This is a genomic window from Streptomyces sp. ADI96-02 (genome assembly GCF_003846185.1).
Lineage (GTDB): Bacteria > Actinomycetota > Actinomycetes > Streptomycetales > Streptomycetaceae > Streptomyces.
The window spans coordinates 4,121,239-4,135,425 of the sequence record NZ_ML123034.1 but is presented as its reverse complement, the minus strand read 5'-3'; the positions used below and the strand labels follow the sequence as shown (position 1 = coordinate 4,135,425).

Genomic DNA, 14,187 nt, shown 5'->3' with positions numbered 1-14,187 from the left:
GCGACGCCCGCGGTGCCCTGCGTGCTTCAGTCCGGTCAGGGCAGTCCGGATTGCTTCAGGCTGTCCGGATACGTCAGGCCGTCCGGATGCTTCAGCGCCTCAGGCGCCCAGGATCTCGCGCGCCAGCTTGGCGGTCTCGGTCGGCGTCTTGCCGACCTTCACGCCGGCGGCCTCAAGGGCCTCCTTCTTCGCCTGGGCGGTGCCGGAGGAGCCCGAGACGATGGCGCCGGCGTGGCCCATGGTCTTGCCCTCGGGGGCGGTGAAGCCCGCGACGTAGCCGACGACCGGCTTGGTGACGTTCTTCGCGATGAAGTCGGCGGCACGCTCCTCGGCGTCGCCGCCGATCTCGCCGATCATCACGATGAGGTCGGTCTCCGGGTCCGCCTCGAACGCCGCGAGGGCGTCGATGTGCGTGGTGCCGATGACCGGGTCGCCACCGATGCCGACGGCGGAGGAGAAGCCGATGTCGCGCAGCTCGTACATCATCTGGTATGTCAGCGTGCCGGACTTGGACACGAGACCGATGCGGCCGGGCTTGGTGATGTCGCCCGGGATGATGCCGGCGTTGGACTGGCCGGGGGTGATCAGACCCGGGCAGTTCGGGCCGATGATCCGGGTCTTGTTGCCCTTCTCGCCCGCGTACGCCCAGAAGGCGGCGGAGTCGTGGACCGCGATGCCCTCGGTGATGACGACCGCGAGCGGGATCTCGGCGTCGATCGCCTCGACGACGGCCGCCTTGGCGAAGGCCGGCGGCACGAAGAGGACGGAGACGTTCGCGCCCGTCTTCTCCATCGCTTCCTTGACGGAACCGAAGACCGGGACCTCGTTGCCGTCGAAGTCGACGGACGTGCCGGCCTTGCGCGGGTTCACGCCGCCGACGATGTTGGTGCCGTCGGCCAGCATGAGCTTGGTGTGCTTCATGCCCGTGGCGCCGGTCATCCCCTGGACGATGACCTTGCTGTCCTTGGTGAGGAAGATAGCCATGGTGTTGGAGTCCCTCGTCCCTTACTTCGCAGCCGCGGCGAGCTCGGCGGCCTTGTCGGCCGCGCCGTCCATGGTGTCCACGCGCTGCACGAGCGGGTGGTTGGCGTCGGAAAGGATCTTGCGACCCAGCTCCGCGTTGTTGCCGTCGAGACGCACGACCAGCGGCTTCTCGACCTTCTCGCCCTTGGACTCAAGGAGCGCGAGCGCCTGGACGATGCCGTTGGCGACCTCGTCGCAGGCGGTGATGCCGCCGAAGACGTTGACGAAGACGGACTTGACGTCCGAGTCGCCGAGGATGATCTCCAGGCCGTTCGCCATCACCTCGGCGGAGGCGCCGCCACCGATGTCGAGGAAGTTGGCGGGCTTGACGTCGCCGTGCTTCTCACCGGCGTACGCGACGACGTCCAGGGTCGACATGACCAGGCCGGCGCCGTTGCCGATGATGCCGACCTCGCCGTCGAGCTTGACGTAGTTGAGGTTCTTGGCCTTGGCCGCGGCCTCCAGCGGGTCGGCCGCGGCCTTGTCCTCCAGGGCCTCGTGGCCGGGCTGGCGGAAGTCGGCGTTCTCGTCGAGCGAGACCTTGCCGTCCAGCGCCAGGATGTCGCCGGAGGCGACCTTGGCCAGCGGGTTGACCTCGACGAGGAGCGCGTCCTCGGCGACGAAGGTGTCCCACAGCGTCACCAGGACCTCGGCGACCTTCTCGGCCACCTCGGCCGGGAACTTCGCCTGGGCCACGATCTCGCGGGCCTTGGCGATGTCGACGCCGGAGTTGGAGTCGACCGGGACCTTCGCGAGGGCCTCGGGGGTCTTCTCCGCGACCTCCTCGATGTCCATGCCGCCCTGCACCGAGGCCATGGCCAGGAAGGTGCGGTTGGTGCGGTCGAGGAGGTAGGAGACGTAGTACTCCTCCAGGATCTCCGGCGCGGTCTCGGCGATCATCACCTTGTGGACCGTGTGGCCCTTGATGTCCATGCCGAGGATGTCGGTCGCGCGGGCGACCGCCTCGTCGGGGGTGGCGGCCAGCTTGACGCCGCCGGCCTTGCCGCGGCCTCCGACCTTCACCTGCGCCTTGACGACCGACTTGCCGCCCAGCTTCTCGGTCGCCTCGCGGGCTGCCTCAGGCGTGTCGATGACTTCACCGGCCAGCACCGGTACACCGTGCTTGGCGAAGAGGTCCCTCGCCTGGTACTCGAACAGGTCCACGCGCGTCCGTCCCTTTTAGTGGTCTCGCGGTTCGTTTTCTGCGTGGGCGTGCCGCGAAGGGCAACGTGACGGCGCTGTCACCAGGGAGGCGTACACGGTGTCCGAGTACGCGGCATGTCCATCCGGCAGGTTATCCCCGCGCTCGGTGTGACCCTAAATCGCAGATCACACCTGAGCGGTGATAACGGTCACAGACGGCCCCGCGGCGGGCGGACCGAGCCCCTGGCGAGGGGAGGCTCCCCAGGCCCGGTGCGTCCCGCTACGGGGGACCGTCCTGGTCCGGGACGGGCAGCGGGCGCTTCTCGATCGCCGCGGCCATGACGTCCGGGAAGAGGTCGGGGGTGCAGGCGAACGCGGGCGCGCCCAGTGCTCCGAGCGCCGCCGCGTGCTCGCGGTCGTAGGCGGGAGCACCCTCGTCGGAGAGGGCGAGCAGGGTCACGAACTGCACGCCGGACGCCTTCATCGCCGCGACCCGCTTCAGCATCTCGTCGCGTATCCCGCCCTCGTAGAGGTCGCTGATGAGGACGACGACGGTGTCGGCGGGCCGGGTGATCCTGGACTGGCAGTAGGCCAGCGCCCGGTTGATGTCGGTGCCGCCGCCGAGCTGCGTGCCGAAGAGGACGTCGACCGGGTCGTCGAGCTGGTCGGTGAGGTCGACGACCGCCGTGTCGAAGACGACGAGCCGGGTGGCGAGCGTCCGCATGGAGGCGAGCACCGCGCCGAAGACGGAGGCGTACACGACGGACGCGGCCATCGAGCCCGACTGGTCGATGCACAGGACGACGTCCTTCTTCACGGACTGCGAGGCGCGCCCGTAGCCGATGAGGCGCTCCGGAACGACCGTGCCGGCCCCGTCCGATCCGGGGATGGTCAGGTAGTTCTTGAGGTTGGCGCGGATGGTGCGGTCCCAGTCGATGTCCCGGTGGCGCGGGCGGCTGATGCGCGCCGAGCGGTCCAGCGCGCCGCTGAGCGTGGCCCTGGTCCGGCTCTCCAGCCGCTTCTCCAGGTCCTCCACGACCTTGCGGACGACCGCTCGCGCGGTCTCCTTCGTCGTCTCCGGCATGGCCTTGTTGAGCGAGAGCAGGGTGCCGACGAGATGGACGTCCGCCTCGACGGCCTCCAACATCTCCGGCTCCAGGAGGAGGTTCGACAGGCCGAGCCGGTCGATGGCGTCGCGCTGCATGACCTGGACGACGGAGCTGGGGAAGTAGGTGCGGATGTCGCCGAGCCAGCGGGCGACGGAGGGGGCCGAGGCGCCGAGGCCCGCCGAGCGCCGCGCTCCGTCCTTACGGGCGCCGGGCTTCTTCCCGCCGCCTCCGTACAGCGCGGCCAGGGCGTCGTCCATGGCGGCGTCCCGGCCGGCGAGGGTGCAGCCGGTGCTCTCGGCGCTGTCGCCGCCGAGCACCAGCCGCCAGCGCCGCAGCCGCTCGGCGTCGCCGTGCTCCGGCGTGTGCGGTGCCTGTTCCATGGTCGTCCCCGTCCGGTGCTTCGTGCTGGCCGTCGTCGTCATCGGGCGGCTCCCGTCGGCTCGGGCAGTCCGAGGAGCAGGCGCAGGACCGGCTCCGCGGCGTCGGCCCGCGCCGTGTGGAGACCGGGCCCGAATCCCGCGTAGGCGTGGTCGGCGCGATCGCCGCCGGTGCCGCCGCCGGTGGCGGGGCCGCGCCGGACCAGCTCGCCCAGGGTGCGGCGTACGCCCGGTTCGTAGGCGGCGAACGTGCGGCGCAGGAGCGGCAGCACGTCGGTGAACGTGTCGGCGGGGACGCCTGTGAGCCAGGCGTCGACGAGGCCGAGCAGCCGTTCGTCGTGGACCAGCAGCATGCCGCCGCCCGCGGCTCCGCCGACGAACCCCTCGATCCAGGCGGCGGCGTCGGTGGGCGGGGTGCCGGGCGAGAGGGCCAGGCCCATCAGCCGCGCCGCCTCGTCCTCCGTCAGCCGTCCGTCGTCGAGCAGCAGCCGGGCGGCCCGGCCGCGGATGATCCCGGCGACGGTGTCCCGGCCGGCCAGCTTGCGCAGGACCTCGGACCACCGCTCCCGCAGCCCTTCGGCGGACGCGGCTCCGGCGGCCAGCAGGCCGATGGCCGCGTGTACGCCGTCGACCTGGCGGCGCAGCACGTCCGCGCCGTCCGCGTCGAGGCCGGTGCAGGCCGGCGGCAGGCCCACGCAGATCCGCTCGGCGAGCCCGGCGGCGACCTCGGCGAGTGCGGCCGTGTCCGTGGAGCGCACGTCTCCGTAGCGCAGGGAACGGGCGAGCGCGGGCAGTGCCTCCGCGAGGTGGCCGACGTCCGCGTCGAGGGCGGCGCGGTCGGCGAGGGCCTTCATGACGGTGGGCAGCGCCCCGGGCAGCTCCGCCAGCAGGCAGTGCTCGGCGAGTGCGGTGACCTCGGACAGGGCCGTCGCCGATCGTGCCTGTGCCTCGGCCTTCGCCGTGGCGGCGGAGAGCACGGTGGTGCCCCACACCCCTGCCTCGGCGATCCGCACGTGCAGCTCCGGCTCCCAGCGCAGCCGCCAGCTCTCGCGGAACGTGCCGGTGCTGCCGCGTCCGGCGGCTGGCTCGCCCCAGCCGATGTCGAGCAGGCGAAGCCGGTGCAGGAGCCGGCTGCGGGCGGCGTCGGTCTCCTTGCGCAGGTCGAGGTCGAGCTCCCGGTCCTGCGCCTCGGGCTTGAGCCGGAGGCTGCGCTGGTGCCGGGTCAGGTCCCGTTGCAGCGGGACGGCCGGGGCCCCGTCGGGCACCTCGCCCAGCGTCTCGCCGACGACGAGGCGGTCGTGGACGAGGGCGAGGGGAACGTCTGAGCCCTCGCACATGACGGCGCGCACGGCGTCGGTGGACTCGCTCAGCCCGGGCAGCGGGCGGCCCCGCATGGCGGCGAGTGTCTCGGCGAGGCGGACGGCCTCGATGACATGGGCGGTGGAGACGAAGCGGTCCTCCTCGCGCAGCAGTCCGGCGACCTTGGTCATCCAGCGCTCGACGGGCCGGTCGGCCGCGCCGAACAGGTGCCCGTACCAGCCGGGCGAGTCGATTCCGGCACCGTATCCGCTGTGCCGGGCGAGCCTGCGGTGCGTCCAGGGCACCCAGGTCAGCTCCGTCTTGAGCTTCGGCAGTCCCTTGAGCAGCGCCCGGTCGGCGGCGAGCGTGGTGCGGGCGGCGAGGGCGGGGACGTGCCAGGCACCGCAGACGACGGCGAAGGCGTCCCCGAACTCCTTGCGCGCGGCGCGCAGTTGCATCCGCATATAAGCCTCGCGGACCGTGTCCCGGGGCTGCCCGCCGTCCCCGTACGCCTCGCGCAGCGCCGTCATGGCCTCGGCCAGCGCGGCGAAGGGCGCCCGTGCGTCGCGCTCGGGTCCGTCGCCTCCGGTGCCGGGGCCGGACGTCGGCGAGCGGTGCTCGACGACGTCCTCCCACCAGCGCTCGGGGTCGTCGTATCCGGCGGTCTCGGCGAGCACCCGGATCGGGTCCACGACCGGTGCGACCGCGTCGGTCTCCGCAGCTCCGTCTGGCCGGCCCTCTCCGCCGAGGGGCTCGGGGCCCTCTTCGCCGCCGCGGGTGCCCTTCAGCGCCAGGGAGTGGGCGGCGGGCAGGTCGATGAAGCGCACCGGCACGTCGTGGGCGAGGGCCCAGCGGATCGCGACCCACTCCGGGGAGAACTCGGCCAGCGGCCAGAACGCCGCGCGGCCCGGGTCGTCCACGGCATGGGCGAGCAGCGCGACGGGCGGCTTCATCGCGGGATCGGCCGCGAGCGGAAGCAGCGCGTCGGCCTCGGGCGGGCCCTCGACGAGGACCGCGGCCGGGCGGGCGGACTCCAGCGCGGCCAGGACCGCGCGGGCGGATCCCGGGCCGTGGTGCCGCACGCCGAGCAGCAGCGGCCCACCGGCCTCGGTGGACGTGCTCATACGGAGACCTCGCGGCAGGCGCGGTAGAAGTCCTTCCAGCCGTCCCGCTCGCGGACCACCGTCTCCAGGTACTCCTGCCAGGCCACGCGGTCCGCGGCCGGGTCCCGGACCACCGCGCCGAGGATGCCCGCCGCGACGTCGGCGGGGCGCAGGACGCCGTCCCCGAAGTGGGCGGCGAGGGCGAGGCCGTTGGTGACGACGGAGATCGCCTCGGCCGTGGAGAGCGTGCCCGAGGGGGACTTGAGCTTGGTGCGTCCGTCGGTGGTGACGCCGTCGCGCAGCTCACGGAAGACCGTGACCACGCGGCGGATCTCGGACAGGCCCTCCGGTGCCGCGGGCAGATCGAGGGAGCGGCCCATCTGGTCGACGCGCCGGGAGACGATGTCGACCTCGGCGTCAGGTGTGGCCGGCAAGGGCAGGACGACGGTGTTGAACCGGCGGCGCAGGGCGCTGGACAGCTCGTTGACGCCGCGGTCGCGGTCGTTGGCCGTGGCGATGAGGTTGAAACCGCGGACCGCCTGGACCTCCTGCCCCAGTTCGGGGACGGGAAGGGTCTTCTCCGACAGGATCGTGATGAGCGAGTCCTGGACGTCGGCGGGGATCCGGGTCAGCTCCTCGACGCGCGCGGTCATGCCGTCGGACATCGCCCGCATGAGCGGGCTGGGCACCAGCGCGTCGCGGCTGGGGCCGTGGGCGAGGAGTTGGGCGTAGTTCCACCCGTAGCGGACGGCTTCCTCCGGCGTACCGGCGGTGCCCTGCACGAGCAGGGTCGAATCGCCGCTGACGGCGGCGGCGAGGTGTTCGGACACCCAGGTCTTGGCGGTGCCCGGGACGCCGAGCAGGAGCAGCGCCCGGTCGGTGGCCAGGGTGGTGACGGCGACCTCGACGAGGCGGCGCGGACCCACGTACTTGGGCGTGATCACCGTACCGTCGGGCAGGGTGCCGCCCAGCAGGTAGGTGGCGACGGCCCAGGGCGAGAGCCGCCACCGGACGGGGCGCGGGCGGTCGTCGGCGGCGGCGAGCGCCTTGAGTTCGTCGGCGAACGCGTCCTCGGCGTGCGGGCGCAGGGCCTCGCCGTCGGACGGCTGTCCGTCGGTCGCGGTGTTTTCGGGCACGGTCATGGGTCCCCCTCCAGATCGGTCGACCGGATGTGGTTCCCACCGTGCACCACGCCACTGACAATCGGCCCCGACCTGGGGATCGGGGCCGGTCAGCAGTGGTGGGGCGGCTCAGCCGACGATCGGCGAGACGGCGATGCAGCCCCCGGCCGCGAGCATGCCGTCGCCCTCGGCCTTCTTGATGACCTTGCCCTTGTAGGTGATGGTGCAGGCCACTTCGGCGCCGGTGACGTCCACGGCGATCGGTGTGACGGCGGGCGGCATGATGCCGCGCAGCTTCACGGTCTTCTTCCACGGCAGTGCGGGCGAGGCGACCTTCTCGATCTTCGGCTCCATCGCCTCGCCGCCGCCGCCGTGGAACTGGATCTCGTCGACGCCCTTTCCGGTGACCTCGTAGGTGACCTCGTAGGTCTCGTCCACGGTCTTGTCGACGGCGTCGGCGACCGTCTTGTCCACGGACTCGGCGGAGCAGGCGCCGAGTCCGAGCACGAGGCCGGTGGCGGCGAGCAGGGCTGCGGCGGCGCGGGTGCGGCGGCCTCTGCGGACGCTGTGGTTCATCTGGGATCCCCCCTGGATCGGTTCCGTATCGGGAGGTCGCAGAAAAACGCAAAGGGCAGGCAAAGTCAAGTCTGGACCCGAGTGCCGAACGCGCAGGTCAGACCGGATTGTCAGTGCCGCCCCCTACCGTCGTCACCATGCTGCTAACTCACGGGGGAGAACCCTCGCCCGCCGCCGGTGCGGTGGCGCGCTGGACGGTGGAGCAGGTACTGGCCCTGGCTCCTGACGACGCATCACGCAAGGCGGGCAACAAGCTCGGTTCGGCCGGCCCCTGGTCCGGTGCGGGCTTCGACGCCTCGGGGGCCGTGTGGGGACTGTGCAAGGGAAGCGGGAGCAAGCCGTACCGGACGGTGATAGACACCACCGGCCCGGCGTACAAGTGCAGTTGCCCGAGCCGGAAGTTCCCGTGCAAGCACGCGCTCGGCCTGCTGCTGCTCAGGGCGTCCGACGAGTCGGCGCTCCAGGAGGGCGAGCCGGCGGACTGGGCCGCGGAGTGGGTCGAGGAGCGCCGCGGACGAGCCGCTGCCAAGGAACGGGCCACGGCGGACGGTGACGCGGCGTCGGGCCCGGCCGACGCCGCCGCCGCCAGGAAGCGTGCGGAGCGCCGGGGGGCCCGCGTCACGGCCGGGGCTCAGGAGCTGGAGCAGCGCCTGAGCGATCTGCTGCGGGGCGGCCTCGCGGCGGCCGACCGGCCGGGTTACGGCCTGTGGGAGGAGACGGCGGCCCGGATGGTCGACGCCCAGGCTCCCGGACTGGCCTCCCGGGTCAGGGAGTTGGGCGCGCTGGCCGGATCGGGGCCGGGCTGGCCGGTGCGGTTGCTGGAGGAGTGCGGCCTGCTCCACCTGCTGGACACGGCGTGGCTCGGGCTGGAGCGGCTGCCCGACCCGCTGGCGGCGACGGTGCGTACGCGTGTGGGACTGCCCGCTTCGGCGGAGGGCCCCGCCGTCCGTGACCACTGGCTGGTCCTCGCGCAGTACGACACCCCGGACGGCAAGATCGTCACCCGGCGGATCTGGCTTCACGGCCGCGCGTCGGGCCGCACGGCGCTGCTGCTCTCGTTCGGGGCGGCGGGCCGGGCCCCGGGCCAGGCCCTGCCGGTGGGCCTCACGATCGACGCGGAGCTCACGCCGTTCCCCGGCGGCGGACAGCTCCGGGCCGAGCTGGGGCGACAGTTCGGCACACCCGCCCCGGCGGGCTCGCCGCCGCCGGGCATCGGGGCGGCAGAGGCCCCGGCCGTGTACGGGAACGCCCTGCGGGACGACCCCTGGCTGGACTCCCACCCGGTCGTCCTGCACGACGTCATACCCGTGCCGTCCGGGGGCGGCTGGCAACTGGCCGACGCGCACGGGGACGCCGCGCTGCCCCTCGCGCCCGCCGCGCTGTCCCGGCCCGGGCTGTGGAAGCTCGTGGCGATCTCCGGCGGCGCGCCGGTCACGGTGTTCGGCGAGATCGGCCACCGCGGCTTCGAACCGCTGGCCACGTGGGACACGGCTTACGAGGGCGGGGGTGGGCGCGAGGGCGGGAGCGGGGTCGGGAGCGTGCCGGGCGACTCCGTCGTCCAGCTCGTCTGACCTCGGCCGCCGCACCGCAACCCGGGCTCCGTCTCCGCCTCCGGCCCGCGACCACCCGCCCACGCCCAGCGGCCCGCGTCCAGCGCCCGACCGGCCCCGGCCGCCCGCTTCCGCGTTCCGCGCCCTTACGCCTTCTTTCGCCCTTCTTTCGCCTTCTTTCGCCGACTGGATCTGCCCACTGGAGGGGACCGATGCCCCGTACGACCACGGACCCGATGACCACGGACCCCACCGCCCAGGCCGCTTCCGTGCCGTGGGAGGAGCTGGTCACCACAGCACTGCTGGGCACCGACCGCCGCCCACTGCCGCACGGCGGCTCCACCCCGGGCGACGGCCCTGCGGCCCTGCTCGACGCCGCCGCCCTGCACACCGTGCGTCGCCGGGCCGGCCTGCTGCCCGCCGCCCCGGCCGCCCGCCCGGAACCAGCGGCCGAGGACCCGCGCCCGCCGCTCCCTGAGGCCGCCCGTCAACGGCTGGCCCAGTTGCTCGCCGACCGCGCGGCTCCGTCCGGCGGTGGCCGTCGGGGCGCCGCTCCCGACCTCACCGAACTGATACCGCAGTGGCTGGCCACCGCCAACCGTCAGGGGTTCCGGGCCCCGGCCGCTCTGCTGCCGCCGCTGCTGGACGCCGCCCGCGCGCGCACGGATCTGCGCCCGCAGGCGCTCGCCTTCGCCGGGCCGCGCGGGCTGTGGCTGGCCTCGCTCAACCCCGAGTGGAAGTTCGCGTTGCGCGGCGCGGCCTCCGGGTCGGTCCGGCCCGACACCGACGACCCGGAGGCCGTGCGGCGACTGTGGGAGGAGGGGCTGTTCGCGGAGCGGGTCGCGCTGCTCGACGCCGTACGGGCGAAGGACCCCGCTGCCGCCCTCGCCCTGCTGACCACGACCTGGTCCACCGAGCGGGCCGAGGACCGGCTGATGTTCCTGGACTCACTGCGGGCCGGGCTCTGCGCCGGCGACGAGGAGTTCCTGGAGCAGGGGCTGTCCGACCGCAGCCGCAACGTCCGGGCTACGGCGGCCGAGTTGCTCTCGGCCCTGCCGTCGTCGGCGCTCGCGGGGCGGATGGCGGCCCGAGCGGCCTCGTGCGTGAACCCCGACCGGACGGGCGACGCCGCCTCCATCGCCGTGGAGGCACCGCACGAATGCGACGCCGGGATGCAGCGCGACGGGGTGGTCGCCCAGCCTCCGGCCGGCCGGGGCGAGCGGTCCTGGTGGCTGGGGCAGCTGGTGGAGGCCACTCCGCTGGACGTCTGGCAGGAGCAGTTCGGCGGGCGTACGGCCGAGGAGATCGTGGCCCTGCCCGTCGCCGACGACTGGGCGGCCGAGCTGCACGCGGCATGGTGCCGGGCGGCGGTACGACAGCACCATCCGCACTGGGCGCGAGCGTTGCTCGGCGCCCCTGCCACGCCCCCGGCGAACGGCCCCGGTGCGGGGTCGATAGCCGACCGGTCGAAGCTCCTGGCGGCACTCCCTCCGGCCGAACGCGCGCTGTGGGTATCCGAGTTCATAGCCGCACACGGTCTGTCCGAGGCGTTCCAGTTGCTGGGGGTGTGCGCGGTGCCCTGGTCCGGACCGCTCGGAGCGGCCGTGATCGACGCGCTCGACATCGCCCGGGACGGCGGGAGTTATCCGTGGAGCTTCAGCGGGGTGATGGGGCTGGCCGAGCGCTGCCTGGATCCGGCCGAGGCCGACCGGCTGGACGTCCTCACCACCACGCAGGACGAGACGGAGGGCACGTCGCCGGGTGCGGGCGGCTACTGGTCGGAGGCGTTCCAGCGCTTGGTCTCCACCCTGCGTCTGCGGGCCGCGATGGAGGCGGAGCTGGCCGGGCCGGGCCGCGACCGGGGCGGCCGGACCCGCCTGACGGTGCCGGAGAGGCCGTGACGCAGACGCTGTGCGCGGCGGCCGTTCGTTCAGGTCCGGCCGTTCCCGCCTGGAGGGTCCGGCCGTTCCCGCCTGGAGGGTACGGCCGTTCACCTCTGGCAGGTTCGGTCGTACACGCCTGGCGGGTCGGGCGGTTCACGTCTGAGCGTGTACGCCTGGTCCCTTCACACCCCGCTCTTCACGCCTGGGCGTTCACACCTGACCCTTCACGCCGGGGCGTTCACGTCTGGGCGGGCTGGCGGACGTTGGCGTTCACCCAGGTGACGATCGCGGACGTCGTCGCGCCCGGCGTGAAGATCTCCGCCACGCCGAGCTCCTTCAGGGGGGCGATGTCGTCCTCCGGGATGATGCCGCCGCCGAAGACCTTGATGTCCTCCGCCTCGCGCTCCTTCAGCAGCTCGATCACCTTCGCGAAGAGCGTGTTGTGCGCGCCGGAGAGGATCGACAGGCCGATGGCGTCGGCGTCCTCCTGGATCGCCGTGTCGACGATCTGCTCGGGCGTCTGGTGGAGCCCCGTATAGATGACTTCCATACCGGCGTCCCGCAGCGCCCGCGCGATCACCTTGGCCCCTCGGTCGTGGCCGTCGAGCCCCGGCTTGGCCACCACCACTCGGATCGGACCGGTCACACCCATCACTGCCTCCACCTGGTCTCCCGTGCCTGAAGGGCCGGGGATGTGAACGAACGTTATCCACAGCATCCCGCAAGCCGCCGTTTCGCGGCAGGCGGGGAGGGGGAAATCACACGTGGGACATGTTCGCCGGGCGTCGCCCCCCGTCCTACGCGGCATGGGGTCGCGCGGAGGCCGACACCAGGCGGGCCGCTACGAGGCCGCCGTACCACCGTGCCGCCAGCCGCGCGGCGCGGTGGTGCGGACCATCGCGGGTCCGGGGAATCGCGGATCCGGGCATCGCCGGTCCAGGCATCGCGGGTCCGGGCGTCGCAGGTACGGGGCACGGTTCGACATCCGGGCCGGTTCGGCATCCGGGCCGGTTCGACATCCGGGCCGGTTCGTCCCTCACCCGTCCGCCCCCTGTTTCGCCCTCACCCTGTTCGCCCTCAGCCATCCGCCGTTCCGCTCCGTACGGCGCTCCGGGGCAAGGCGACCTGGCAGCAGCCCCCGCGCCGATTCACGACCACGAGTCGGCCGCGCCCGTACCGCCCGTTCAGGAGGTCGGCCGTGAAGATCCTTCCGTTCCTCTCCCCCGTGCTGCGCCGCCCTGTCCTGCCGTTTCCCCGGTTCCCCTCCGCACTGCTCGGCGCCACTGTGCTGGAGTTCGCCGTTCTCACCGGACACCTGATGGTCTACCCGTTCGGCCTCGCCCAGGAGCGCCGCACCGCGGGCGCCCCGCCCAGGAGAACGCCGCGATCCGGCCCGTCCGCCGTGCCGACCGAGGACGGAGGAACGCCGACCGAGGGCAATGGGGCGGACGGCGGGCGGCCGGTGATCCTGCTGCACGGCTTCATCGACAACCGCTCGGTATTCGTCGTACTGCGTCGCACGCTCACCCGGCACGGCCACCGCCACCTCGAATCCCTGAACTACTCGCCGCTGACCCGCGACCTGCGCACCGCCGCCGAGTTGCTCGGGCGGCACGTGGAGGAGATCTGCGCCCGCACGGGCCGGCCGGAGGTCGACATCGTCGGGCACAGCCTCGGCGGCCTGATCGCCCGGTACTACGTGCAGCGGCTGGGCGGCGACCGCCGGGTCCGCACGCTCGTGACACTGGGAACCCCGCACGGCGGCACCGCCGTCGCCCCGGGGGCCGGCGTTCACCCCGTCGTGCGGCAGATGCGTGCGGGCTCCACGGTGATCGAGGAACTGCGCGGCCCGGCCCCCGGCTGCCGGACGCGTTTCGTGAGCTTCTGGAGCGAGCTGGACCAGCTGATGGTCCCGGTCGAGGCGGCCTGCGTCGACCACCCCGATCTCGACGCGGTGAACGTGCGCGTCACGGGCATCGGACATCTCGCTCTGCCCGTCCATCCGACGGTCGCCGCCGCGGTCCGCGACGCGCTGGACACGCCCGGCCCGCAGGAGGACGCGACGCCCTCCGCCGCGCCACCCTCCCACAGGCCGACCGCCGAGTCTCCCGGGCCCGCCGGGCCCGTCGCCGGGTCCGCCTCCAGGTCCTCCGCCGGGTCCTCCGCCGGTTCCACCGCCCGCGGAACGCGCCCCTCCGCCCCCGGAACGGCCGGAACCTCCGCCTCCGGGGCGTCATCCGTCGCCTGAAATAGAACGCGTCTCGAACATAGAGCCAAGGCTGCGCCTGCCGTCCACCGAAAGACGCTCGATTGCCCGTTTCCTGAGGACTCAAAACCTGACGAAGATTGTCGCCGCCTCATACTGCCGGGTACAGTCGCGGCCACTGCTTCCCCCTGGGACGCCCCTCACCCGGGACCCCAGAACAGTCCTGCTGCCGAGGCGAGAGAGAAGTTGGTGAACGACCAGCACCCCCACGCCGGGCACGTCGGGTACGACAGCCAGTTGACCGGCAGCTTCGACACCGACCCGCTCTTCGGTTCCCTCCAGGGCGGCCACGAAACCGGTCACGGCGTGAGTTACGCGGCCCCCGGATACGACACCGGCTCCTACGCCGCCCCGGACACCGCCTACGCCGCCGCACAGCCCGCGCACGGCGACGCGTACGACTCCTCCTGGGACACGGGTGCCCAGCAGACCGCCGTGTACGACGGTGGTTACCCCCAGCAGCCGCCGGCCTCGCACCAGTGGGACACCACGGGGACCTGGCAGCAGAGCACCGACCAGGACCCGACCGGCCAGTGGCCGACGGCCGACACGGGCGCTTTCCCCACAACGGGACTCCCCACAACCGGACTCCCCACCACGGGACTCCCCGCCACCGGGCTTCCGACCACCGAACTCCCCGGCGACGCCACCGACGCCTACGGCACCGCCGTCTACGGCACCGGGACGTATGGCGCCGGGTCGTACGACACCGGGACCTACGACACCACGACGACCAA

The 14,187-nt window shown here is 73.0% G+C and carries 10 protein-coding genes and 1 pseudogene; 4 read left to right on the top strand and 7 right to left on the bottom strand.

Going from position 1 to position 14,187, the window contains the following annotated elements; translation table 11 throughout:
* Positions 1-99: 99 nt before the first annotated feature.
* From sucD to EES43_RS18285, 6 genes are all read right to left on the bottom strand, one after another.
* The gene (sucD, locus tag EES43_RS18310) at positions 100-984 is read right to left on the bottom strand and encodes a succinate--CoA ligase subunit alpha (RefSeq protein WP_124269692.1); all 885 of its coding nucleotides are present in this window, start codon (positions 982-984) and stop codon (positions 100-102) included.
* 21 nt (positions 985-1,005) lie between these two features.
* Complete coding sequence (gene sucC / locus EES43_RS18305; protein ID WP_124269691.1) at positions 1,006-2,187, bottom strand: ADP-forming succinate--CoA ligase subunit beta; 1,182 nt, start codon at positions 2,185-2,187, stop codon at positions 1,006-1,008.
* A gap of 259 nt (positions 2,188-2,446) precedes the next feature.
* Positions 2,447-3,655, bottom strand: coding sequence for a VWA domain-containing protein (locus EES43_RS18300; protein ID WP_241192679.1), 1,209 nt, complete (start codon positions 3,653-3,655; stop codon positions 2,447-2,449).
* Positions 3,656-3,693: 38 nt separating this feature from the next.
* Positions 3,694-6,075, bottom strand: coding sequence for a DUF5682 family protein (locus EES43_RS18295; RefSeq protein ID WP_124269689.1), 2,382 nt, complete (start codon positions 6,073-6,075; stop codon positions 3,694-3,696).
* The gene (locus EES43_RS18290) at positions 6,072-7,196 is read right to left on the bottom strand and encodes an ATP-binding protein (protein WP_124269688.1); all 1,125 of its coding nucleotides are present in this window, start codon (positions 7,194-7,196) and stop codon (positions 6,072-6,074) included. Before EES43_RS18290 ends, EES43_RS18295 begins: the two co-directional genes overlap by 4 nt.
* A gap of 108 nt (positions 7,197-7,304) precedes the next feature.
* A complete protein-coding gene (locus EES43_RS18285) occupies positions 7,305-7,751 on the bottom strand; it encodes a hypothetical protein (RefSeq protein ID WP_124269687.1) in 447 nt (148 codons plus the stop codon).
* Positions 7,752-7,888: 137 nt separating this feature from the next.
* On the opposite strand from EES43_RS18285, the gene EES43_RS18280 reads away from it, so the two are divergent.
* Positions 7,889-9,322, top strand: coding sequence for an SWIM zinc finger family protein (locus EES43_RS18280; protein ID WP_124269686.1), 1,434 nt, complete (start codon positions 7,889-7,891; stop codon positions 9,320-9,322).
* Between the two features lie 191 nt (positions 9,323-9,513).
* Positions 9,514-11,202, top strand: a complete 1,689-nt coding sequence (locus tag EES43_RS18275) for a DUF5691 domain-containing protein (protein ID WP_124269685.1) — start codon at positions 9,514-9,516, stop codon at positions 11,200-11,202.
* Positions 11,203-11,422: 220 nt separating this feature from the next.
* On the opposite strand, the gene EES43_RS18270 is transcribed toward EES43_RS18275, so the two are convergent.
* Entirely contained in the window at positions 11,423-11,836 is a 414-nt protein-coding gene (locus EES43_RS18270; RefSeq protein WP_124269684.1) for a cobalamin B12-binding domain-containing protein, read from the bottom strand.
* 546 nt (positions 11,837-12,382) lie between these two features.
* On the opposite strand from EES43_RS18270, the gene EES43_RS18265 reads away from it, so the two are divergent.
* Positions 12,383-13,432 carry an esterase/lipase family protein gene (locus EES43_RS18265; protein WP_124269683.1) on the top strand — a complete coding sequence of 350 codons (1,050 nt, stop codon included), beginning with the start codon at positions 12,383-12,385 and terminating at the stop codon, positions 13,430-13,432.
* Between the two features lie 207 nt (positions 13,433-13,639).
* Positions 13,640-14,187, top strand: a pseudogene (locus tag EES43_RS30685) (M23 family peptidase); the annotation flags it as partial.